Origin of the sequence: Agromyces cerinus, from assembly GCF_016907835.1 — a bacterium.
GTDB lineage: Bacteria > Actinomycetota > Actinomycetes > Actinomycetales > Microbacteriaceae > Agromyces > Agromyces nitratus.
This window is the reverse complement of record NZ_JAFBCT010000001.1, coordinates 2758741-2779688: the sequence shown is the minus strand read 5'-3', so window position 1 is coordinate 2779688 and position 20948 is coordinate 2758741. Positions and strand designations below refer to the sequence as shown.

Below are 20948 nucleotides of genomic sequence, written 5' to 3'. Positions count from 1 at the left end.
CTGCTCGGGCCGCGCGAAGCCCCAATTCGCGAGCTACCGGCCCGCGAGCAGTTCGTCGGTCGAGACGACCTCGGCGTAGCTGTCGCCGAGCGCCGCCATGAACGCGCCATGCACCTGCGCGGCGGGCACCACCGTGCCGCCGAACGCCAGGTCGGGTGCGGCGCACGCGTCGTGGGCGACCGTCACGGAATAGCCCGCGTCGGCGGCCGCGCGCACGGTCGCGTCGACGCACATGCTCGACATCATGCCGACGATCACGACGCCGTCGACGTCGGCGCCGGCCTCGCGGAGACGCGCGTCGAGGTCGGTGCCGAGGAACGAGTTGGGGTTCGCCTTGACGACGACGGGCTCGCCGTCGGCCGGCGCGACGAGCGGATGGATCTCGACGCCGTGCGTGCCAGGGGCGAAGAACTCGGCGTCGGGGGCCTCCCACACGTGCTGCACGTGCACGACGGGCTGGCCGTCCTCGCGGTGCGAAGCCAACAGGCGCGCGGCGTTGACGGCGGCCGCTTCGGGGCCGACCAGCGGGTGCGCGCCGCCCTCGAAGTAGTCGTTCTGGATGTCGATGATGACAAGCGTCCGGGTCACGCGAGCCACGCTAGCCCATGCGGTGTCCCAGCGGGACCCTGTCGCTGCCGGGCCCCGCGGTTCTAGGCTGGCCGCATCCCGAGCGAGCGGAGCATCCGATGACCGACGCCGACGCGGTGCCAGAGCTCAGCAGATGGCAGCGCACCATGGTCTCCGATGGAACGCTCGCGGTCGAATGCCTCGAGCGCGGTGACGGCCCGGGCGTCATCCTGCTCCCCGAGATCCCCGGCATCGTGCCGAGCACGATCGAACTCGGCGACCTCCTCGTCGACCACGGGTTCACCGTGGTCATGCCGTCGCTCTTCGGCGTGCCGGGTCGTCGGCCCAGCGTCCTCGGCCAGGTCGCCGCCGTGGCCAAGCTCTGCGTCATGGCCGAGTTCCGCGCCTTCTCGCTCGATCTCAGGGGGCAGGTCACGGACTTCCTCCGGCTCGTGGCGGGCGACCTCGCCGCTCGCGCCCCCGGTCGCGGCGTCGGCATCATCGGCATGTGCTTCACCGGGGGATTCGCCATCGCGACGGCGGTGACGACCGACGAGATTCAGGCCGCCGTCGTGAGTCAGCCGGCGGCCCCGTTCCCGGTGAGCCGGTCACGTGCGCGGAGCGTCGGCGTGCCCGCAGAGGCGCTCGAACGCTACGCGGCGTCTCGAGCGGACTCGGCACCCTGCGTGCTCGGTCTCCGATTCACGCAGGATGCGAGGTCGGGCGATGCGAGGATGGTCGCCCTCGAGCGCCACCTCGGACGTGCGGTCACGGTCGTGCGTCTCCCGTCCGGCGCCGACAGCACCGACGGGACGCCGAAGGGTGCGCATTCCGTGCTGACCGGGGGTGTGCGCGAGGACCCGCCGAATCGGGCGTTCCTCGAGCGCGAGCAGATGTTCGAGTTCCTCCGCGAGCGGCTCGCGCCGGCGGGGGTGTCCGACGCCCCTGCCTGACGGCATCGGCGGCCGATCGCGGATCGCCCGGTTCGGCGACGAGCCCATGGGGAGCGCTCCCCATCGCGAGGGGGTGCGAGGACTGGTTGGATGTCCGGGGGTCGGATCGACCCGCATCCGAAGGGGAACCACACACATGACGTCACCACGCCTGATCGCCGCCGGCTCGCTCGCCGTGCTCGCCCTGCTCTTCACGGGTTGCGCCGCCACGGGCACCGCCGCCGACGAGGACACCAAGGGCGCATCGGCCGAGAGCGCGAAGCCCGAGCCGAAGGCCGAAGCCGGCCAGACCAAAGACGAGGCATGCGAGATCGTCAAGAGCAGCATGGAGGAGCTCACCGGGCTGACGACGGTGGACATGACCGACGCCGCCGCCGCACTCGCCGCGTTCGAGACCGTCAAGGTCTCGCTCACCGAGGCCTCGGGCAAGATCTCGAACGAAGAGGTCTCCGTCGTCGCAACGGGTGCCGCCGACGCCGTGACCGCATACTCCGAGCTGATCACGGCCGTCACCACCGACCCGGCCAACGTCGACATGACGAAGATCAGCGAGCAGGCCGCGACGCTGCAGAAGTCCATGACGGATCTGGTCGGCGTCTGCTCGTCGGTCGGCTGAGGCTCTCACGAGCGCACCACTGACACGACAGGGGCGGGAGCTGTGCTCCCGCCCCTGTCGTGTGTGCTGCGTGTGTGCGCGCAGTCGCGCGTGCGCGACGACGCGGAGACTCAGCCGCCGCCCATGGTGCGGGCGATGTCGGCCGCCGAGTCTCCCGAGCGTTTCAGCACGAGCGCGACGAGCGCGAGCGCGATGAGCGTGAGCACGAGCATGATCGTCGAGACCGCTGCGATCTCGGGCTTCAGGCCGCTGCGCAGCGCACTCAGCACGTAGACCGGCCACGGCGTCGACCCCGAGACCGAGACGAATGCCGCGATGACCGTGTTGTCGAGGCTGAACGTGAACGACAGCATGAATCCGGCGAAGACCGCCGGCATCGCGAGCGGCAGGGTGACCTTGCGGAACGTGCGGGTCGGCGTCGCGTACAGGTCGGCCGAGGCCTCCTCGAGCTGCGCCTCCTGGCCCACGAGCCGCGCTCGCACGAGGTACGAGACCACCGTGATCGAGAACAGCGAGTGGCCGATCACGAGGCGCACGATGCCGTCGTTGAAGACCGCCATGCCGAGGTCCTGCCCGAGGAAGACCATCCACGGCAGCAGGGCGACGGCGTCGACGATCTCGGGCGTGACCGAGACGAGCAGCAGCAGTCCCATGAACCACCACACCCACTTGCCCGGATGCCGCGCCATCGCGATGCCCGCGAGTGTGCCGAGCGCCGTGGCGACGAGGGCGGCGATGAAGCCCGTCTGCACCGAGATCCAGACCGCGTCGCGGATCGACGGCTTCGCGAGCAGCGCGAGGAACGAGTCGAACCCGAAGTGGTCCCACGAGACCAGCAGTCGCCCGACGTTGAACGAGGAGACGATGATCACCGCGATGGGGGCGAACAGGAAGACCATCACCAGGATGCCCCACACGTTGAACGCGACATCCGACCACGCCCTGCGCGGCCGCCGCACCTCTTGCTGCGTTGCTCGAACGCTCATGCCGCGACCTCCTCACGGATCGAAACGGATGCCGGCGCAGTGGCCGGCGCACCGATCACGAGCCGGTGGCTCGCCCTGATCGGCAGGGTGACGAGCCACACGATGGCCGCACCGATGGCGACGGTGGCGAGGATCACGAAGATCAGCACGACCGCCATCGCGGAGCCGAGCGCCCAGTTCTGCGCGGTCTGGAACTGGCTCGCGACGAGCTGGCCGACCATGTTGCCCTTCGCCCCGCCGAGCACCGTCGCGGTGATGTAGTCGCCCATGAGCGGGATGTAGACGAGCAGCACGCCCGCGATGATGCCGGGCTGCGCGAGCGGCAGGGTGATGCGGAAGAAAGTCGTCCACTTGCCGGCACCGAGGTCTTTCGACGCCTCGCGGAGCGGCCCGTTGACCCGGTCGAACGCGACGAACAGCGGCAGGATCATGAGCGGCAGGTAGTTGTAGACGACGCCGAGGAGCACCGCGCCGCGCGTGTTCAGGATCGCGAGCGGCTCGAAGCCGACGCTCTGCAGTGCCGTCGAGAGCCAGCCCTCGGGCGAGAGGATGACCTGCCAGCCGATGGTGCGCACGAGGAAGTTCGTCCAGAACGGCACCATGACGAGCGCGACGAGGAGGCCGCGCCGCGACGGCGGAGCCTTCACCGCCATCCAATAGGCGACCGGGAGCCCGATCAGGAAGCACAGCACGGTGCCGGCGACGCCGACCCACAGCGTGTTCTGGAACGTCGCGAAGAACGTCGGGCTGAACACCTCGGCGTAGCGGTCGAACGAGAGCTTGTCGGTGGCCTGGGTCGCGAAGATGCTCGGCTTGTAGCCGAAGCTGAACCACACGACCAACGCCACGGGGGCGACGAAGAAGATTGCGAGCCACGCCCAGGCGGGCGCCGCGAGCAGGAATCCGGGGAGTCGTTTACGCACCTGCCGCCGCCTTCGTCGTGTTCCAGATCTGCACGACGCGCTCCTGCGCCTCGGTCAGCTCGCCCTCGTGCATGGTCGCGAGCTGCTCGGGTGGGAAGAAGACGAGGTCGAGCATCGGCAGGCCCGCCTCGGCCGCCGCCTCGGCGATGCCCTTCGCGCCCGTGTCATAGCCGATGTAGTCGAGCTCGGCGAGCGCGTTCTCGGGCGAGAGCACGTAGTCGATGAACGCGTGCGCGGCCTCGGGGTTCGGAGCACCCGCGGCGATCGCCCAGTTGTCCATCCAGATCTCGGTCGCCGGCGAGCCGAGTACGAACTTCCACCGATCGGGGTCGGGGCTCTCGAGCATGCCGAGGCGGGCGTCGCCGTTGTAGACCTGCATGAGCATGTGGGTGGCCTGGGGGATGGCGCTGCCGCCGGGGTACGAGTCGAACGCCGAGATGTGCGGTGCGAGGTCGACGAGGAACTCCTCAGCGGCGTCGAGGTGATCGGGATCGGTCGTGGTCCACGGGATGCCGTTCGCCCAGAAGTACAGCCCGGTGAGCTCCGACGGGTCGTCGAGCAGGGAGGTCTTGCCGCTCGCCTCGTTCTTCGCGGCGTCGATGAAGTCGTTCCAGTCCTTCAGGTCGCGGTCGATCGCCGTGACGTCGTAGATGAAGCCGGTCGTGCCCCACGCCTTGCAGATCGAGTACTCGTTGTCGGGATCCCAGGCCCGGCCGAGGAACGTCGGGTCGACGTGCTTCAGGTTCGGGATCAGATCGTGGTTCAGCTTGGCCAGCAGTCCGTGCTCGGCCATCTGGGCGACGAACGTGCCGGTCGGCACGACGATGTCGTAGCCGCTCGTGCCGCGCGCCCCGACGAGCTTGGCGACCATCTCCTCGTTCGAGTTGAAGGCGCTGAGCGAGATCTTCGGACCGAGGTCGGCGGTGAAGGCGTCGAGCACGTCGGGAGCGTCGTAGTCGCCCCAGGTGTAGATGGAGAGCTTCGACTCGAGCGGACCGCCGGAGGCCTGGGCGGTCGTGGGCGATCCGGTCGGCGCGCACGCGGCGAGCAGCCCGGCCGAGCTCGCCGCAGCGGCGAAGCTCAGGAAGCGCCGCCGCGAGAGCTCGCGGCGGATGGTCTTGGCCGCGCCGGCAGGCGCGAGGATGCGGATCTCTTCGGAGGACATCGTGACTCCTCGGGCTCAGACGGTCGGCGGAGCGACGTAGCCGCTGGCGCTCGCCGCATCGTCGGCCGGGAAGAGGAGCACGCTCTCGGCGCGCCATGAGCACACGACCGCGTCGCCGATGGCGAGCTGCGGCGCCTCGGGGGTGGGGCGGCGCACGATGAGGCTCTGATCGTCGCCGAGCTGCACGAGGTACTGCATCGTCTCGCCGAGGTGCGAGATGCCGATCAGGGTGCCCCGTGCGGTGTTCGATGCATCGGATGCCCCGGCTGCGACATCCGCGTCGATGCTGACGAACTCGGGGCGCACAGCTGCGAGGCCCGTGCTGCCCACGGGCAGTTCGGCGGTCATGTCGTACACGAGGGAATGCGCCGAGTCGACGGCGCCGCCCTCGACGACCGTGCCGCGGAAGAAGTTCTGCTGCCCCACGAACGCCGCGACGTAGGCCGATGCGGGCCGGGCGTAGACCGTGTCGGCGTCGGCGAGCTGCTCGATGCGGCCGCTGCGCATGATCGCGATGCGGTCGCTCATCGAGAGCGCCTCGCCCTGGTCGTGCGTGACGAAGACGAAGGTGATGCCGAGACGCGACTGCAGGAGCTTCAACTCGAGCTGCATCTCTTCGCGCAGCTGCCGGTCGAGGGCGCCGAGCGGCTCGTCGAGGAGCAGCACCGAGGGGCGGTTGACGAGGGCACGGGCGAGCGCGACGCGCTGCTGCTGGCCGCCCGAGAGCTGGGTGGGCTTGCGGTCGGCGAAGCCGCGCATCTGGGCGAGGTCGAGGGCATCGACGACGCGCTCGCGGATCTCGGACTTCGGAGTGCGCTTCTGCTGCAGCCCGTAGGCGACGTTCTCGGCCACCGACATGTGCGGGAAGAGCGCGTAGGCCTGGAACACGGTGTTGACGTCGCGGCGGTACGGCGGCACGCCGAGCAGCGAACGGCCCGAGACGCGGATGTCGCCGGCGTCGGGCTCCTCGAACCCCGCGATCATGCGCAGCGTCGTGGTCTTGCCGCAGCCAGAGGGGCCGAGGAGCGAGATGAACTCGCCCGCCTCGATCGTGAGCGAGAGCCGGTCGACGGCGGTCGCATCGCCGTAGCGCTTGCTGACGGCGTCGATGACGACCGTTCCGGGAGCCTCTGCGCCGGGCGCTGCGGTGGTCGCTCTCGCCTCGGTCGTCGTTGCCGTGGTCACTTGCTGGCACCTCCTGTTCACCCGCGCGCCGTCGCGCAGAAGTGCCATTCAATCCGTGCGGCCCGGTGTGCGCAATGCGAGTCGCGCCGAACACGACAAACCATCGGGCGGGCGGCGCCCGCCCGACAGTCCGTCTGGAGTTTTGCTCGGCGCGGCGGCGTCAGGCGTTCAGCGCGGCCGTCGGCGAGGTGCGCGCTGCCCGAGCTGCCGGGAGCGCGCCGGCCACCGCGCCGACGACGACCGTCGCCACCACGCCGGCGGCGAGCACCGCGGGCGGCACGGCCACGAGCCATCCGTTCGCTCCGGCGACGATCGCCGTGATCACCCAGCCGATGGCCGTGCCCGCGATGCCGCCGCACAGGGCGAGCAGGATCGCCTCGACGAGGAACTGCGAGCGGATGTGCCCGCGCGTCGCGCCGAGCGAACGGCGCAGGCCGATCTCCTGACGACGCTCGAGCACCGAGATCACCATCGTGTTCGCGACGCCGATGCCGCCGACGAGCAGGGCGATGGAGCCGACGCCCACGAGGAGGCCCGTGAACGCCTGGTCGATCGTGTTCTTCGCCGCGAGCGCGTCGGACGGACGGCTCACCTTCACCTGGCTCGGCGACTCCGGGTTGATCGTGGCCGGCAGAAGATCGCGCACCTGCCCGACGAGGTCGTCGGCCGAGCGCTCGTAGATCACCGTCGGCGACCCGTTGAACCCGAAGAGCTCGGCGGCGATCGGCCCGCCCATCATGGCGACGGAATCGAGTTCGGGGGCGAGCGGCGAACGCTCGAGGATCCCGGCGACCGTGAACTGCGTGCCGCCGATCTCGACGGTGCTGCCGATCGTGACGATGCCGAGCCGCTCGGCGGCCTTGTCGCCGAGCACGACGACCGGGAACTGCTCGGTGGCGCCGTTGAGCCACACGCCGGAGGCGAGGTCGGTGCCCGTCGTGGTCAGCAGGTCGAGGTCGGCGGCGACCACGGACAGCCCGGCCGTGGCGCCCGGATCGATGAGGGCGTTGCGATACACGTTCAGGTCGGTGAGCGTCGCGTGCCAGCTCGCCTGCTCGACGCCGTCGATGCGCCGCACACGATCGATCGCATCGGCGGGCAGCTCCGATTCCTCGCCGAAGAAGTCCGAGCCCGCCGACGCGGTGAGCAGGTTCGTGCCGAGCGCCGCGAGCTTCTGCTTGACGAGCGCCTCGCTCGACGTCGAGATGCCGACGACGGCGATCATCGCGGCGATGCCGATCGCGATGCCGAGGGCCGAGAGCACGGCCCGCATCGGCCTGGCGCGAAGGCCGTGCAGGCCGAGCCCGAGCAGGTCCGTGATGCGGAGACGGGAGCGCAGGCCGTTCACGATCGGGCCCCTGCCATCACGCCGGACGCGAGGCCCGACGCGGCACCGGCACCGGCCCCGGTCGACAGCACGCCGTCGCGGATGCCGACGCGCCGGGGCATCCGCTCGGCCACCTGGAGGTCGTGGGTGATCACCACGACCGTGGTGCCTGCGGCGTTCAGCTCGCCGAGGATCGCGACGATCGCCTCGCCCGAGCGGGTGTCGAGCGCGCCCGTCGGCTCGTCGGCGAGGAGCAGCGCCGGCTCGCCCACGACGGCTCGCGCGATCGCGACGCGCTGGCGCTCGCCGCCCGACAGCTCGTTCGGGCGGTGGCGGGTGCGGGCGGCGAGTCCGACGCGTTCGAGTGCGACGGCGGCCCGTGCCCGGCGCTCGGCCTTCGGCACGCCGGCGTAGAGCAGGCCGGTGGCGACGTTGTCGAGCGCCGTGACCCCCTCGGCCAGATGGTACTGCTGGAACACGAACCCGATCGTGTGCGCGCGGAGCCCCGAGAGCTCGGCGTCGTCCATCGTGCCGGTGTCGTACCCGTCGATGTGGATCTCACCCGAGCTGGGCCGGTCGAGGGTGCCCATGAGGTTCAGCAGCGTCGACTTGCCCGAGCCGCTCGGCCCGACGATCGCGAGCATCTCGCCGCGGTCGACCTCGAGGTCGGCGTGCGAGAGGGCGACGGTGGGCGGCGAGCCGTAGGTGCGCGACACTCCGCGCATCCGGATCAGTGGGGCGCTCACTCGGGCACCACGACCTCGTCGCCCGCCTCGAGCTCGCCGCCCGTGACCTCGACGAGTCCGTCGGCGAACAGACCGAGCTCGACCGGAACGGTCTCCACGACGCCCTTCGCCACGACCTCGACGGCGAATCCGCCGCCCGTGCGTGCGAGCAGTGCGGTGACCGGCACGAGCAGTGCATCCTCGCGACGCACGGCGGTGAGCTCGCCGTTCACGGCGACGTCGTCGAGTCCATCGGCCGCCGCCGGGTCGTCGAGCGTGAGCGTGAGGGGGAGCTTCAGCTTCTTCCCGCCCTGGTCGTCGTCCTGCTCCACCGGTGCTCCGACGGCACTCACCTTTCCCGGCACCGTTGCGCCGCCGGGCAGCGTGAGCTGCACCGGCGTGCCGACCGGGGCGATCGGCTCGAGGTTCGGTGCGATGAACGCGGTCACGCGCTTCACCGTGTCCGAGACCGCGATGACGGATGCCCCGGCACCGCCGCCGATCTGCGCCTTGTGCTGGGCGACGCGCACCGCGGCAGGAGCGAACACGATGCGGCCGGGCTCGATCGCGCCGGTCTCCTCGAGGCCGAGCGATTCCTGCCAGCGCTCGATGGCGTAGGCCGTCGAGCCGGCGAACTCCTCGTCGGGCTCTCGTTCGAAGAAGCCGAGCGCGGCGAGGTTCTGCTCGAGCTGCAGCACGTCGGGGCCGTCGTCCATGCCCTCGGCGAACTCACGCCACATCGGCAGCGCACCGATGAGGAGCACGACCGGGGCGTCGTCGACGCGGAACATGGTTGCGCCGCGGTCGAGCACGGCACCGGTGTCGGGCAGCCAGGTGATCGTGCCGGCGAGGCTCGTGCCGAGCTCCTGCGCGGTGCCGTAACCGAGTCGCCCGTTCAGCCGCACCCGCTCGGTGAGGTCGCCGCGGGTGACCGGGGTCGTCGAGACGTCTGCGGCCGCGTTCGCCGCGTCGCCGTCGTCCTTCGAGGATGCCGGCAGTGTCACCGCGAGCACCGCGCCGGCGATGCCGATCACGGCGACGCAGGCGCCGGCGATCACCCACGGGGTGCGGCGGCGCCGACGGGCGGGCTGGGCCGCCGCGGCATCCGTCATCTGGTCCTCCGCCGGCGCGTGCTGCTCGGTCATTCCTCGTCCATCGTCGGGAAGTCGGCCTGCTTGCCGCACTCGTCGGCGTCGACCGGGTCGATCTCGTCAGCCGACATCGCCTCCGTCATGCCGGCCGCGCCATCGGGCGAGATCTCCGGGTCGTCGAAGTCGTAGCCGCGTTCGCGCAGGCACGCGGAGAAGCGAAGCGAGGCCTCGTTCATCTCCTCCTGGTCGGGCTGGCCCGGCACCGGGGGCGGATCGCCCACCTTGTCGAAGCAGGTGCGCTCGGCTGCCGCCATCGCATCGAGGTCGATCTCGTCGGGGTCGACGGCTGCGCTCGAGTCGCTCGTCCCGCCGCTGCTCGAGGAGCCGTCGGCGCCGGTCGCCATCCCGATGTCGATGCCCTCGTCCTTCATGCAGGAGGTGAATTCGGTCGACCACTCCTCGTAAGCGGCATCCGAGTCGCCCGACTTCAGTTCGGCGGAGTCTCCTCCGTTCGGGGCGCAGGCGGTCAATGCCAGGAGCAGGCCGATGCCGGCGAGGGCGAGCCCGGTGCGGGCGCCGCGAGAGGTTCGTGAGGTCATGGGTGAGTCCTTTCGATCGCGCCGTGATGGGCGCAGGACCCAGCTCACTCCCAGCGCGGTTGCTGTGGGGTAAAGCGGAGAGTTGACGATTTCCTTACGGTCGACGGGATTGACTGGGAGACTCGGATGCTGCAATCGAACGGAGTGGGACATGCGCGTGCTGGTCGTTGAGGACGAGCCGTACCTCGCCGAGGCCGTGCGTGCCGGGCTCGCACTCGAGGCGATCGCAGCGGATGTCGCCGCCGACGGCGAGGCCGCCCTCTTCAGCATCGACGTCAACGACTACGACGTCGTGCTGCTCGACCGAGACCTGCCGGGCATGCACGGGGACGAGGTCTGCCGCATCCTCGCCGCCCGCGAGGAACGGCCCGCCATCCTCATGCTCACCGCCGCCCGGAGGCTCGGAGACAAGGTCGGCGGCTTCGAGCTCGGCGCCGACGACTACCTCGCGAAGCCGTTCGAGTTCCCCGAGCTCGTGGCACGCGTGCGGGCGCTCGGCCGGCGCCGGTTCACCGCATTGCCGCCGCAGCTCGAGGCCGCCGGCGTCGTGCTCGATCCGTTCCGCCGCGAGGTCCTCCGCGACGGGAGGTTCGTGCAACTGACCCGGAAGGAGTTCTCGGTGCTCGAGGTGCTCATGCGCGCCGGCGGGGGAGTCGTGAGTGCCGAGACCCTGCTCGAGAAGGCGTGGGACGAGAACGCCAACCCGTTCACGAACTCGGTGAAGGTGACGATCTCGACGCTCCGGCGCAAGCTCGGCGAGCCGTGGATGATCCGCACCGTGCCGGGCTCGGGATACGCGATCGATGTGGCCGATGACTGAGCCCGCGGCATCCGTGCCCCGCACCTACCGGCTCACCGTGCGAGCGCGTCTCGCGGTGACGTACGCGGTGCTGCTGACCGTCGCCGGCGCCGTGCTGCTCGCGATCATCGCGTTCGTCATCGGCCTCGTGCCGAGCTACGAGTTCGCCGAGCCGGCCGCCACGACGACGACGGCGATCGAGGCGACCCCCACCGATGCGACGCCCGCTCAGTCGACACTCCCGTCCGATGCCCCGGAGGTCGCCTACGACCCCGGGCTGCTCGCTTCGACGGCGAGCGAGGCGGCCGTGGTCGTGAGTTCGCGTTCCGACATCCTGCAGCTGCTGCTCTGGGTGTCGGTCGGGGCGCTCGCGCTGCTCGCCGCGGGCGGCGCATGGGCGGGCTGGTTCGTCGCCGGTCGCATGCTCCGCCCGCTGCAGGAGGTCAACGAGGCCGCGCATCGAGCTGCGCGCGGCCACCTCGACCACCGCATCGCGCTCGCCGGACCGCGCGACGAGATCACCGATCTCGCCGACACCTTCGACGGCATGCTCGACTCGCTCGAACGTTCGGCCAATGCCGACCGACGATTCGCGGCGAACGCCTCGCACGAGCTGCGCACGCCGCTCGCCACGACGCGCACGATGCTCGACGTGGCGCTGAGCTCGCAGGCTGCCGGCGACGCGCAACTGCTCGAACGGCTGCGGGAGATGAACGAGCGCAGCATCGCGACCGTCGAGGCGCTGCTCGACCTCTCGGAGCTCGAGTCGACGGATGCCGGCGCGTTCGGCCCCGTGGACCTCGCCGCGGTCGCGGCATCCGTCGTCGATGAGTCGCGTGTCGAGGCCGAGGAGGCGGGGGTGCGCTTGACGGCGTCTGCGTCGGCGTCGGCTGCGCCGGTGCTCGTCGAGGGCGACGAGGTGCTGCTGCGCCAGCTCGTCGTGAACCTCGTGCAGAACGCGATCCGCCACAACGAGCCCGGCGGCTTCGTGACGGTGACGACGGATGCCTCGGCGCCGGTGCCGACCCTCGAGGTCGAGAACAGCGGGGCCGAACTCGACGCCCCGACCGTCGCGACCCTGACGGCGCCGTTCGCGAGGGGCGGCGGGCGCACGCGCGATGCATCCGATCGGGGCCGCGGACTCGGTCTCTCGATCGTGGCGGCGATCGTCGCCCGCCATGACGCCGAGCTCGACCTCGCGCCGCGGGTCGGCGGGGGCCTCCGCGCGGTGGTGCGCTTCCCGCGCTGACGCGCTGAGCGCGGCCCGCCTTCACCACCCCTAACCTCCTCGCCCAGCCTCCTCACCCCTCCCCAAACCTCCCACCTCCCCAACCTCCCACCGCCCCTGTCACCGCACCGAAACGACGCAAATTGTCGCAACTTCCTGCTCATAGCGACAAGACGCGTCCGCTCGTGCCGGGCGAGAGCGGGTGATGCTGCCTCCCCAGCACGGCAGCACGTCGGGACGTCCACAGTTCGGGCGTCTGGAGGGCGCTGCCGCGAAACACGTGCGCACGATGTGCATATGCGTCCGCCGACCCCGCTTCCCCATTCGATGGCGGCCGCCCCCTTCACGGTTCGCGCCGCCCTCGACGCCGGGGTGACGGCACGCCGAGTGCGATCCATCGAGCTCGTCGCGCCGTTCCACGGCGTTCGCGCGTCGCGGCGAGCTACCGACACATTCCTGGGGCGATGTCGTGCGTACGCAGCGATCATGCCGACGGGTCACGTGTTCTCGGGGCGGACCGCCGCGGTGCTGTGCGGACTTCCGCTTCCTGCCGCGATCGAGCGAGACGGCAGGGTCGAGGTGACCGCGCTCGAGGGCGCGCGAGCGCCTCGGAGGAGGGGCGTGATCGGCAGGAGCACCAGACTGAACCCGAACCTCGTCGCTGCCCCCGGAGTACCGGGAGCGTTCATGACGGCGCCGGCCGACGCATGGTGCGAGCTGGCCGACGTGCTCTCGCTCGATGACCTCATAGCGGCGGGCGAGCGACTGCTCGGCCTGCCACGGCCGCTCGCCACGACCGACCAGATCGATGCAACGATCGCACGCCACGGTCGGCGCCGCGGGGCGACCCGACTTCGTCTGGCACGGGCGGAGATGCGCGCGAACGTCTACTCGCGCCGCGAGACGTTCGTGCGATTGATGCTCGTGCGTGCCGGCCTGCCCGAGCCCGAGCCGAACGGCCTCATCGTGCTGAGGTCAGGTCGGCGCACCCGCGGCGATCTCGTCTTCCGCGCGTACCGGGTGCTCGTCGAGTACGACGGGGAGCAGCATCTCTTCGATACAGCGCAGTGGGCGACGGATGTCTCGAGGTTGAACGATCTCGCCGAAGCCGACTGGCGGGTCATCCGCATCACGAAGCAGATTTCGCGCGCCGAGATCGTCGCCCGTACCGAGCGAGCATTGCGCGACCGTGGCTGGCGCGGCTGACCCGCCGTCCCGCTTGACCGAGAGGACGCGTGTTGTCGGAATGACGCTGGCCGTTCCGACGACATGCGTCCTCTCGGCGAGGCGGCGGAGCGCGGGTGAGCGGAGGCACGGGGCCCGCGCTGAGCGCGGGAACTTCTGGCGCGCAGAAGAACCCCGAAAGTTCACCCCCCGAATCGTGGGGTGGCCCCCTCCGAGCGAGCGCAGAGTGGATGCACAGCCACCCCGACGGCGCCGAAGCAGACGCCGAACGGAGCACCACGAAGCATCCGCCCGCTGCACCGAAGGAGCAACACCATGAGCACCAACCGCCCCGGCGACCAGACCCAGACCGCGGCCGAGCTGCAGCTCGAGTGGGACGCGAACCCGCGGTGGGACGACATCAGCCGCGACTACACCGCTGAAGACGTCATCGCGCTCCGCGGCCCGGTCCGCGAGGAGCGCACGCTCGCCAAGCGCGGCGCCGAGAAGCTCTGGCAGGACATCCAGCAGAACACCGGCACGGCGTTCGCCCCGCAGGAGGACCCGCAGTGGTCGGCCGCGCTCGGCGCCCTCACCGGCAACCAGGCCGTGCAGCAGGTGCGCGCCGGCCTCAAGGCCATCTACCTGAGCGGCTGGCAGGTCGCCGCCGACGCCAACCTGAGCGGCCAGACCTACCCCGACCAGTCGCTCTACCCCGCGAACTCGGTGCCGGCCGTCGTGCGCCGCATCAACAACGCGCTGCTCCGCGCCGGCCAGATCGAGCAGGGAACCGACGACCGCGACTGGATGGCCCCCATCGTCGCCGACGCCGAGGCCGGCTTCGGCGGCCCGCTGAACGCCTACGAGCTCATGCACCAGATGATCGAGGCCGGTGCGGCCGGTGTGCACTGGGAGGACCAGCTCGCGAGCGAGAAGAAGTGCGGCCACATGGGCGGCAAGGTGCTCGTGCCGACGTCGCAGCACATCCGCACGATCAACGCAGCGCGTCTGGCATCGGATGTCGCCGGCGTGCCGTCGATCATCATCGCCCGCACCGACGCCCTCGCGGCGACCCTGCTCACGAGCGACCACGACGACCGTGACAAGCAGTTCGTCACGGGCGAGCGCACGGCCGAAGGCTTCTACGAGGTGCAGAACGGCATCGAGCCGGTCATCGCCCGCGGCCTCGCCTACGCCGAGTACGCCGACCTGCTCTGGGTCGAGTCGGCCGAGCCCGACCTCGACCTGGCCCGCCGCTTCGCCGAGGCCGTGCACGCGAAGTTCCCGGGCAAGCGCCTGAGCTACAACTGCTCGCCCTCGTTCAACTGGAAGCGCCACCTCGACGACGACCAGATCGCGAAGTTCCAGCGCGAACTCGCGTCGATGGGCTACGCGTTCCAGTTCATCACCCTCGCGGGCTTCCACTCCCTCAACCACGGCATGTTCACGCTCGCCAAGGACTACAACGAGCGTCACATGTCGGCATACGTCGAGCTCCAGGAGGCGGAATTCGCCTCGGAGGCATCCGGCTACACCGCCACGCGCCACCAGCGCGAGGTGGGCACCGGCTACTTCGACCAGATCGCCACCGCGCTGAACCCCAACAGCGCAACCCTCGCCCTCGTCGGATCGACCGAGGAAGAACAGTTCAACCACTGACCCGCTCACGGGCATCGAACTCAGAGGAGCAACGACCATGAACACCACACCCAGCATGACGCTCGAACGAGAGCGAACGGATGCCGCATCCGCTCGCCGCCCGGAACCGAAGCGCGCCACCGGCAGCTTCCAGACCGTCGAACCGCGCATCGAGATCACCGCCCCGCTCGGTGAACGGTACGACGAGATCCTGACGCCCGACGCGCTCGCGTTCCTCGCCGAACTGCACGACCGCTTCGCCGGCACCCGGCACGAGCTGCTCGCCGTGCGCCTGCAGACCCGCGTCGACGCGGCGAACGGCCGCGACCCGAAGTTCCTGCCCGAGACCGAGTCGATCCGGAACAACGCCGACTGGCGCGTCGCCGGTGCCGGCCCGGGCCTCGAGGACCGCCGGGTCGAGATCACCGGCCCGACCGACCGCAAGATGGCGATCAACGCGCTGAACTCGGGCGCGAAGGTCTGGCTCGCCGACCAGGAGGATGCCACGAGCCCCACCTGGGGGAACGTCATCGAGGGTCAGCTGAGCCTCTTCGACGCGCTGCGCGACCGTCTCGAGTACACGAGTCCTGAGGGCAAGCAGTACCGCGTCACTGCCGAGCAGACGCCGACGATCGTGATGCGCCCGCGCGGCTGGCACCTCGTCGAGAAGCACCTGAAGTTCCACGACCGCGCGGGGCGCGCGATGCACGCCTCGGGTTCGCTCGTCGACTTCGGCCTGTACTTCTTCCACAACGCGCAGGCGCTCATCGCCGCCGGCCGCGGACCGTACTTCTACCTGCCGAAGCTCGAGTCGCACCGCGAGGCGAAGCTCTGGAACGACATCTTCGTCTACGCGCAGAACCGGCTCGGCATCCCGCAGGGCACGGTGCGCGCGACGGTGCTCATCGAGACGATCCAGGCCGCGTTCCAGATGGACGAGATCCTCTACGAGCTCCGCGACCACTGCGCCGGGCTGAACGCCGGGCGCTGGGACTACATCTTCTCGATCGTGAAGACCTTCCGTTCGCGCGGCCGCCGCTGGGTCATGCCCGACCGCAAGGCGATCACGATGACGGTGCCGTTCATGCGGGCGTACACCGAGCTGCTCGTCGCCACGTGCCACAAGCGCGGGGCGCATGCCATCGGCGGCATGAGCGCGTTCATCCCGAACCGCCGCGACCCCGAGGTGACCGAGCGCGCGCTCGCCGCGGTCACGGCCGACAAGCGCCGCGAGGCCGGCGACGGCTTCGACGGCACGTGGGTGGCGCACCCCGACCTGATCCCCACGGCGAGGGCGGAGTTCGACGCCGTGCTCGGCGACCGGCCGAACCAGGTCGACCGGTTGCGCGATGACGTGCACGTGACGGCGGCCGAGCTGCTCGACATCCCGTCGATCGGCGGCGAGGTCACCGAGGGCGGCGTGCGCGACAACGTCTCGATCGCGATCCGCTACATCGAGTCGTGGCTGCGCGGCACGGGCGCCGCGGCGATCGACAACCTCATGGAGGATGCCGCGACGGCCGAGATCTCGCGCTCGCAGATCTGGCAGTGGCTGAACGAGAACACGGTCACGGCCGAGGGGACGCGCATCGACCAGACCTCGATCGTGCGGCTCATGGCCGAAGCCGTCGCCGCGCTGCCGCGCTTCGAGGGCGACCGGTTCGACGACGCGATCTCGGTGTTCCGCAGCGTCGCGCTCGAACCCGAGTTCCCGACCTTCCTCACCGTCGGCGCCTACGCGCGCTTCCTCTGAGGGAGAGTACGCCGGGGCACCCACGCCGGGCGGCTCCGTCGTACTGAGCTTCCTCTGAGATCAGGCCCGAAGGGGCCGCCCCGACCGCATCCGGCGATCCCGGAGGTGCCGCGGTCGGGGCGGCCCCTTCGTCGTGCCCGAAGCGTCTGCCAGAATCGGTGCTCGTGACCCAGTCGACCGCCTCTGCCGTTCGCATCCGACCCGCAACCATGACGGATGCCGCCGCGCTCGCGTCGCTCGCCGCCGCGACCTTCCCGCTCGCCTGCCCGCCGCACACGACGCCCGAGGCGATCGCCGACTTCATCGCGCGCAACTTCGGGGTGGAGCACTTCGAGGGGTACCTCGCCGACCCCGACCGCATCCTGCTCGTGGCGGAGGCGCCGGCCGACCCTGCCGAGGCTTCCGGGCACCCTCGCCTCCTCGGCTACACGATGCTCATCGGCGGCGAGCCGGGCGACCCAGATGCCGCGAGCGCGGTCACGGCACGGCCGGCGATCGAGCTCAGCAAGGTCTACGTGCTCGCCGAGTCGCACGGCACGGGCGCCGGTGCCGCGCTCATGCGGGCGTCGCTCGACGCGGCACGCGCAGCCGGGGCGGCGACGGTGTGGCTCGGCGTCAACGAGGAGAACGCCCGGGCGATCGCGTTCTACGAGCGCCACGGGTTCGCGAAGGTCGGCGACAAGCACTTCGTGGTCGGCGGCCGCGTCGAGGACGACTGGGTGATGGAACATCCGCTCGTCGCGCCGTAGCGGGCACGGATAGCACCGGATGCATCCGTGCGTCGTCTACGAGGCGGCGACCGTCGTGGCGGCGGTTTCTGCGGTTCGGGCGGCTCGCCGCGCGAGCCACCACGTGCCGAGCCCCGAGGCGAGGAAGATCGCCGCGAGCACGACCCACCCCGAGAACCCCTGCGAGATCGCCGTGGCGTTGACGACGAGCGGAGCCGCGAGGGCGCCCACCGTGTAGCCCATGCCGAACACGCCCTGGTAGCTGCCGGCCTGCACGGGGTCGGCGAGCTCGAAGCTGAGGCCCCAGCCGCCTGCCTGCGAGAGCACCTCGGCGAAGGCGTGCACGATCGCGGCGATGACGAGCACGGTGATCGCGAAGCCGATCGGGAGCCCGGCCGCCGACGCGTACACGAGGCATGCGGCCGCCATGAGCCAGGCGGCGATGCCCGACACGCGAGCGGCGACGCGCAGGTCGTGCGTGCCCCGCGAGAGCGGGACCTGGAAGATCACGACGATGATCGTGTTGAGGATGAGGAGCGCTGCCACGACGGCCTCGGGCGCCGCGGTCTCGCGGGCGATCCAGAGCGGCACGCCGAGCTCTGCGACGCCGAACTGCATGCCGAAGATCGCGCTGAGCGCGGTGAGCACGAGGTAGCGGGGGTCGCGCCACGGCGAGTGTCGGCGCCATGCGCGCCGTTCGGCAGCGGCGGCCTCGGCGCTTGCTCCGGCGTCGAATGAGCCGGTCGCGGTCGTCACGGGGGCGACCGGCTTGCGGGCGGGTGCGTCGACCCGCGACGGCAGGCGCACGAGCTGGATGAGACCGAGCAGGTAGAGCACGCCCGCGCCGGCGATGAGCGCGCGGTAGGCCTCGGCGGTGCCGATCGCGAGGGCGAGCGCGCCGAGCCCCGAGCCGGCGGCGATGGCGAGGTTCGTGACGGTGCGGAGCACCGCACGTGCGTGCACCCGGCTCTCACCGATGAAGGCTCGGGCGATGATCGCCGAGCGGGTCGAGTTCGCGCCCTGCTCGAAGAGACCGCAGACGATGGCGATCACGAGCGCCGTGACGAAGTCGCCCGCGAAGACGTAGGTGATGAGCGCGACGCCCTCGATCGCGGTGAAGGCGATGAGCAGGCGCTTGGAGCTGAATCGGTCGGCGAGCCAGCCGCCGCCGAAGGCCGCGATCACGCCGGCCGCGCTCGCGGCCGAGAGCACGATGGCGACCTCGTGCGGTGCGAGGCCGACGATGAAGGTGAAGTAGAGCACCGTGACGGTCAGGAAGATGCCGCGCCCGACGCGCGAGATCAGGGTCGCGCCGACGAGGATGCGCAGCACCGGGTCCTCGACGGATGCCGCGAGGCGGGCGATGAGCGACGGCTTGCCCGAGTGCTCGGGGTCGATCGTCGGCACGGTTCCGGTGTCAGGTGTCGCGGGAGAGGTAGGGCTCACTCGTACAGTTCTGTCAGATCCGTCGGGTGGGCGAAATTGATGTAGCGTTTCGCTACATGTTGCGATACGTGCTCAACGAGGGCGACGTCGCGGCCGTGCGCTTCGGCATCTCGCCGCTCTGCGAACTCGGGCTGTCGCTGCGTGCGATCGACGACCCGTCGAGGTTCCCGTTGCAGCTGCCCTGGCTTCGCCGCACCGAGGCGGCGCGGGCCGACCTCGACACCGAGGCGCTGCGCGGCCTCATCGACGAGCGGCTCTGGACCCCCGACTTCCTGAACCCCCGCCCCGAATCACCGCTCACGAAGCTCGACGACGAATTCGAAGGGCTGCTCGCGACTCCGGCCGACACGTTCATCGGCGACCTCGTCGCGGTGCACGGCCACGTGCCCGCGGTGTTCGAGGGGTCGCCCCGGGTCGCCGTCCTCCGCATCGTGCGAGCGCTCCAGGAGCTCTGGGACGTGTCCTTCGCCCCGTACTGGCCGCGCATGCGCGCCGTGCTCGAGGCCGACGTCGTGCATCGCGGCCGCCAGATCGCGCAGAGCGGGCTGTCGACGATGCTGAACGGCATCTCGTCGACGGTCGACTACGACGGCGGTGTCGTCTCGGTGCGACTGCGCGACCCCGTCGATCGGGTGCAACCGATCGACGGGCTCGGGCTCACCCTCGTGCCGACGATGTTCACCCGCCGCGGCTCGGCCCCCGTCGGCGACGGGCCGCCGATGATCATGTACCCGGCGCGCGGTCAGGGCGCGCTCTGGGAGAACGAGCGCGTGGCCAACCCGGCCGCGGTCGCCGCCATCCTCGGAGAGACGCGGGCGAGCCTGCTCTCCGCGCTCGGCGACCCCGCCTCGTCGACCGAGCTCGGCGTTCGCTTCGGCGTCACGCCGTCGGCGGTCAACCAGCACCTGCGAGCGCTCCGCGACGCCGGACTCCTCGTCTCGACCCGCTACGGGCACAGCGTGCTCTACCTCAGGAGCGAGCTCGGCAGCGCACTGCTCGACGCGCGCGCCGGCTGACCGCCCGGCTGACGCGCTCAGGCGGGGTCGGGCATGACCCGCAGCACGATCTTGCCGCGCACATGCCCGGCCTCGAGCAGGCGATGCGCCTCGGCGCCCTCCTCGAGCGGGAACTCGCGGGCGACGTGCACGCGCACGGCTCCGTCGTCGATCAGTCGGGTGATCACCGAGAGGATCCGGGCGTCGGGCGCGACCGAGTAGCCGGTCGAGCGGATGCCCCGTGCCGCGGCCTCCTCGGCCATGGTCGGCCAGGCGCCCGTGGGCACCGTCACGATCAGCCCGCCCTGGCGGAGCGCATCGAGCGAACGGGTGCCCGTGTCATCCGCGACGTTGCCGATCAGGTCGATCACCACGTCCTGATCGGTGGCGATGTCTTCGAACCGCTCGGCCGCGTAGTCGATGACGCGTCGCGCGCCGAGGTCGCGCAGGAAGTCGGCGTTGCGCGCGGAACCCGTGGCGGTCACGACCGCACCGAAGTACGCCGCGAACTGCACCGCGAAGTGGCCGACGCCGCCGGCCCCCGCGTGGATCAGCACGCGCTGCCCGTCGTGCACGCGCGCCGTGTCGACGACCGCCCCCCACGCGGTCAGCGCGGCGAGCGGCACCGCCGCGGCCTCGGCGAACGAGAGGGTCGCCGGCATGCGGGTGACGCTCATCGAGCTCACCGAGATGAGTTCGGCGTAGCTGCCGCCGAGCCTCGGAACCCGGCCCATGCCGTAGACCCGGTCGCCGGGCTGGAGCGGGTGCGCCGAGTACGGCACCGACTCGACCACACCCGCGAAGTCGGCTCCGAGCACGGCGGGGTAGGCGGGAATGGCGCGGGAGACGCCGCGCCCCGCGCGGGTCTTCGCATCGATCGGGTTCACCGCGGCCGCGACGACCCGCACGACCACCTCGTCGCTGATGCGGATCGGGTCGGGCACCTCGGCGATGTGGAGTTCCTCCGGTCCGCCCGTCTGATCGATCACCAATGCTCGCATCGACACACCCTCCCGAGATTGCCCCTCGTACCGTATCCGTCCTCGCTATGATCGCACCG

General features: G+C 70.8%; 20 protein-coding genes. 9 read left to right on the top strand and 11 right to left on the bottom strand.

Features of this window, described 5'->3' with window-relative positions; all coding sequences use genetic code 11:
* Positions 1–33 precede the first annotated feature (33 nt).
* The gene (locus JOE59_RS12950; protein WP_204461033.1) at positions 34–588 is read right to left on the bottom strand and encodes a cysteine hydrolase family protein; all 555 of its coding nucleotides are present in this window, start codon (positions 586–588) and stop codon (positions 34–36) included.
* Between the two features lie 98 nt (positions 589–686).
* On the opposite strand from JOE59_RS12950, the gene JOE59_RS12945 reads away from it, so the two are divergent.
* A complete protein-coding gene (locus JOE59_RS12945) occupies positions 687–1520 on the top strand; it encodes a dienelactone hydrolase family protein (RefSeq protein WP_204461031.1) in 834 nt (277 codons plus the stop codon).
* 136 nt (positions 1521–1656) lie between these two features.
* The gene (locus JOE59_RS12940; protein ID WP_204461030.1) at positions 1657–2136 is read left to right on the top strand and encodes a hypothetical protein; all 480 of its coding nucleotides are present in this window, start codon (positions 1657–1659) and stop codon (positions 2134–2136) included.
* Between the two features lie 110 nt (positions 2137–2246).
* Here JOE59_RS12940 and JOE59_RS12935 read toward each other — a convergent pair whose 3' ends face one another.
* The 8 genes from JOE59_RS12935 to JOE59_RS12900 all read right to left on the bottom strand — a co-directional run bounded on the left by JOE59_RS12935 (position 2247) and on the right by JOE59_RS12900 (position 10137).
* A complete protein-coding gene (locus JOE59_RS12935) occupies positions 2247–3122 on the bottom strand; it encodes an ABC transporter permease (RefSeq protein ID WP_204461029.1) in 876 nt (291 codons plus the stop codon).
* A complete protein-coding gene (locus tag JOE59_RS12930; RefSeq protein ID WP_204461028.1) occupies positions 3119–4045 on the bottom strand; it encodes an ABC transporter permease in 927 nt (308 codons plus the stop codon). The genes JOE59_RS12935 and JOE59_RS12930 overlap by 4 nt, the downstream gene beginning before the upstream one ends.
* Complete coding sequence (locus JOE59_RS12925; protein ID WP_204461027.1) at positions 4038–5210, bottom strand: polyamine ABC transporter substrate-binding protein; 1173 nt, start codon at positions 5208–5210, stop codon at positions 4038–4040. Before JOE59_RS12925 ends, JOE59_RS12930 begins: the two co-directional genes overlap by 8 nt.
* Before the next feature lie 15 nt (positions 5211–5225).
* Positions 5226–6395: an ABC transporter ATP-binding protein gene (locus JOE59_RS12920; RefSeq protein ID WP_307837068.1), complete on the bottom strand. Its 1170-nt coding sequence runs from the start codon at positions 6393–6395 to the stop codon at positions 5226–5228.
* Between the two features lie 160 nt (positions 6396–6555).
* A complete protein-coding gene (locus JOE59_RS12915; RefSeq protein WP_307837067.1) occupies positions 6556–7743 on the bottom strand; it encodes an ABC transporter permease in 1188 nt (395 codons plus the stop codon).
* Complete coding sequence (locus JOE59_RS12910) at positions 7740–8468, bottom strand: ABC transporter ATP-binding protein (protein ID WP_307837066.1); 729 nt, start codon at positions 8466–8468, stop codon at positions 7740–7742. Before JOE59_RS12910 ends, JOE59_RS12915 begins: the two co-directional genes overlap by 4 nt.
* Positions 8465–9592 (bottom strand): peptidoglycan-binding protein, encoded by a 1128-nt coding sequence (locus JOE59_RS12905; protein ID WP_204461024.1) that lies wholly within the window; start codon positions 9590–9592, stop codon positions 8465–8467. The genes JOE59_RS12910 and JOE59_RS12905 overlap by 4 nt, the downstream gene beginning before the upstream one ends.
* Positions 9589–10137 carry a hypothetical protein gene (locus JOE59_RS12900; RefSeq protein ID WP_179552097.1) on the bottom strand — a complete coding sequence of 183 codons (549 nt, stop codon included), beginning with the start codon at positions 10135–10137 and terminating at the stop codon, positions 9589–9591. Before JOE59_RS12900 ends, JOE59_RS12905 begins: the two co-directional genes overlap by 4 nt.
* A 151-nt stretch (positions 10138–10288) precedes the next feature.
* Here JOE59_RS12900 and JOE59_RS12895 point away from each other — a divergent pair, with 151 nt between their 5' ends.
* From JOE59_RS12895 to JOE59_RS12870, 6 genes are all read left to right on the top strand, one after another.
* Entirely contained in the window at positions 10289–10957 is a 669-nt protein-coding gene (locus JOE59_RS12895; RefSeq protein ID WP_204461022.1) for a response regulator transcription factor, read from the top strand.
* On the top strand, positions 10950–12185 hold the full coding sequence (locus JOE59_RS12890; RefSeq protein WP_204461020.1) for a sensor histidine kinase: 1236 nt from the start codon (positions 10950–10952) through the stop codon (positions 12183–12185). The genes JOE59_RS12895 and JOE59_RS12890 overlap by 8 nt, the downstream gene beginning before the upstream one ends.
* A gap of 600 nt (positions 12186–12785) precedes the next feature.
* Positions 12786–13370 carry a putative endonuclease domain-containing protein gene (locus JOE59_RS12885; RefSeq protein ID WP_204461018.1) on the top strand — a complete coding sequence of 195 codons (585 nt, stop codon included), beginning with the start codon at positions 12786–12788 and terminating at the stop codon, positions 13368–13370.
* A 294-nt stretch (positions 13371–13664) separates the two neighbouring features.
* Positions 13665–14987, top strand: coding sequence for an isocitrate lyase (gene aceA, locus JOE59_RS12880; protein WP_074260946.1), 1323 nt, complete (start codon positions 13665–13667; stop codon positions 14985–14987).
* Positions 14988–15024: 37 nt separating this feature from the next.
* Positions 15025–16719 (top strand): malate synthase A, encoded by a 1695-nt coding sequence (gene aceB / locus JOE59_RS12875; protein ID WP_239560246.1) that lies wholly within the window; start codon positions 15025–15027, stop codon positions 16717–16719.
* Between the two features lie 164 nt (positions 16720–16883).
* Entirely contained in the window at positions 16884–17468 is a 585-nt protein-coding gene (locus JOE59_RS12870) for a GNAT family N-acetyltransferase (RefSeq protein WP_307837065.1), read from the top strand.
* A 36-nt stretch (positions 17469–17504) separates the two neighbouring features.
* On the opposite strand, the gene JOE59_RS12865 is transcribed toward JOE59_RS12870, so the two are convergent.
* Positions 17505–18854 (bottom strand): MFS transporter, encoded by a 1350-nt coding sequence (locus JOE59_RS12865; RefSeq protein ID WP_307837064.1) that lies wholly within the window; start codon positions 18852–18854, stop codon positions 17505–17507.
* 95 nt (positions 18855–18949) lie between these two features.
* Here JOE59_RS12865 and JOE59_RS12860 point away from each other — a divergent pair, with 95 nt between their 5' ends.
* Positions 18950–19909: an ArsR/SmtB family transcription factor gene (locus tag JOE59_RS12860; RefSeq protein WP_204461015.1), complete on the top strand. Its 960-nt coding sequence runs from the start codon at positions 18950–18952 to the stop codon at positions 19907–19909.
* 17 nt (positions 19910–19926) lie between these two features.
* Here JOE59_RS12860 and JOE59_RS12855 read toward each other — a convergent pair whose 3' ends face one another.
* Entirely contained in the window at positions 19927–20889 is a 963-nt protein-coding gene (locus JOE59_RS12855; RefSeq protein WP_204461013.1) for an NADP-dependent oxidoreductase, read from the bottom strand.
* Positions 20890–20948: the final 59 nt, after the last annotated feature.

Bases quoted from the DNA above. Each gene is read 5' to 3' on its own strand.
- JOE59_RS12935 (WP_204461029.1), bottom strand. From the start codon at position 3,122: ATGAGCGTTCGAGCAACGCAGCAAGAGGTGCGGCGGCCGCGCAGGGCG.
- JOE59_RS12900 (WP_179552097.1), bottom strand. From the start codon at position 10,137: ATGACCTCACGAACCTCTCGCGGCGCCCGCACCGGGCTCGCCCTCGCC.
- JOE59_RS12895 (WP_204461022.1), top strand. From the start codon at position 10,289: ATGCGCGTGCTGGTCGTTGAGGACGAGCCGTACCTCGCCGAGGCCGTG.
- JOE59_RS12860 (WP_204461015.1), top strand. From the start codon at position 18,950: ATGTTGCGATACGTGCTCAACGAGGGCGACGTCGCGGCCGTGCGCTTC.
- aceB (WP_239560246.1), top strand. From the start codon at position 15,025: ATGAACACCACACCCAGCATGACGCTCGAACGAGAGCGAACGGATGCC.
- aceA (WP_074260946.1), top strand. From the start codon at position 13,665: ATGAGCACCAACCGCCCCGGCGACCAGACCCAGACCGCGGCCGAGCTG.
- JOE59_RS12940 (WP_204461030.1), top strand. From the start codon at position 1,657: ATGACGTCACCACGCCTGATCGCCGCCGGCTCGCTCGCCGTGCTCGCC.
- JOE59_RS12905 (WP_204461024.1), bottom strand. From the start codon at position 9,592: ATGACCGAGCAGCACGCGCCGGCGGAGGACCAGATGACGGATGCCGCG.
- JOE59_RS12945 (WP_204461031.1), top strand. From the start codon at position 687: ATGACCGACGCCGACGCGGTGCCAGAGCTCAGCAGATGGCAGCGCACC.
- JOE59_RS12855 (WP_204461013.1), bottom strand. From the start codon at position 20,889: ATGCGAGCATTGGTGATCGATCAGACGGGCGGACCGGAGGAACTCCAC.
- JOE59_RS12890 (WP_204461020.1), top strand. From the start codon at position 10,950: ATGACTGAGCCCGCGGCATCCGTGCCCCGCACCTACCGGCTCACCGTG.
- JOE59_RS12925 (WP_204461027.1), bottom strand. From the start codon at position 5,210: ATGTCCTCCGAAGAGATCCGCATCCTCGCGCCTGCCGGCGCGGCCAAG.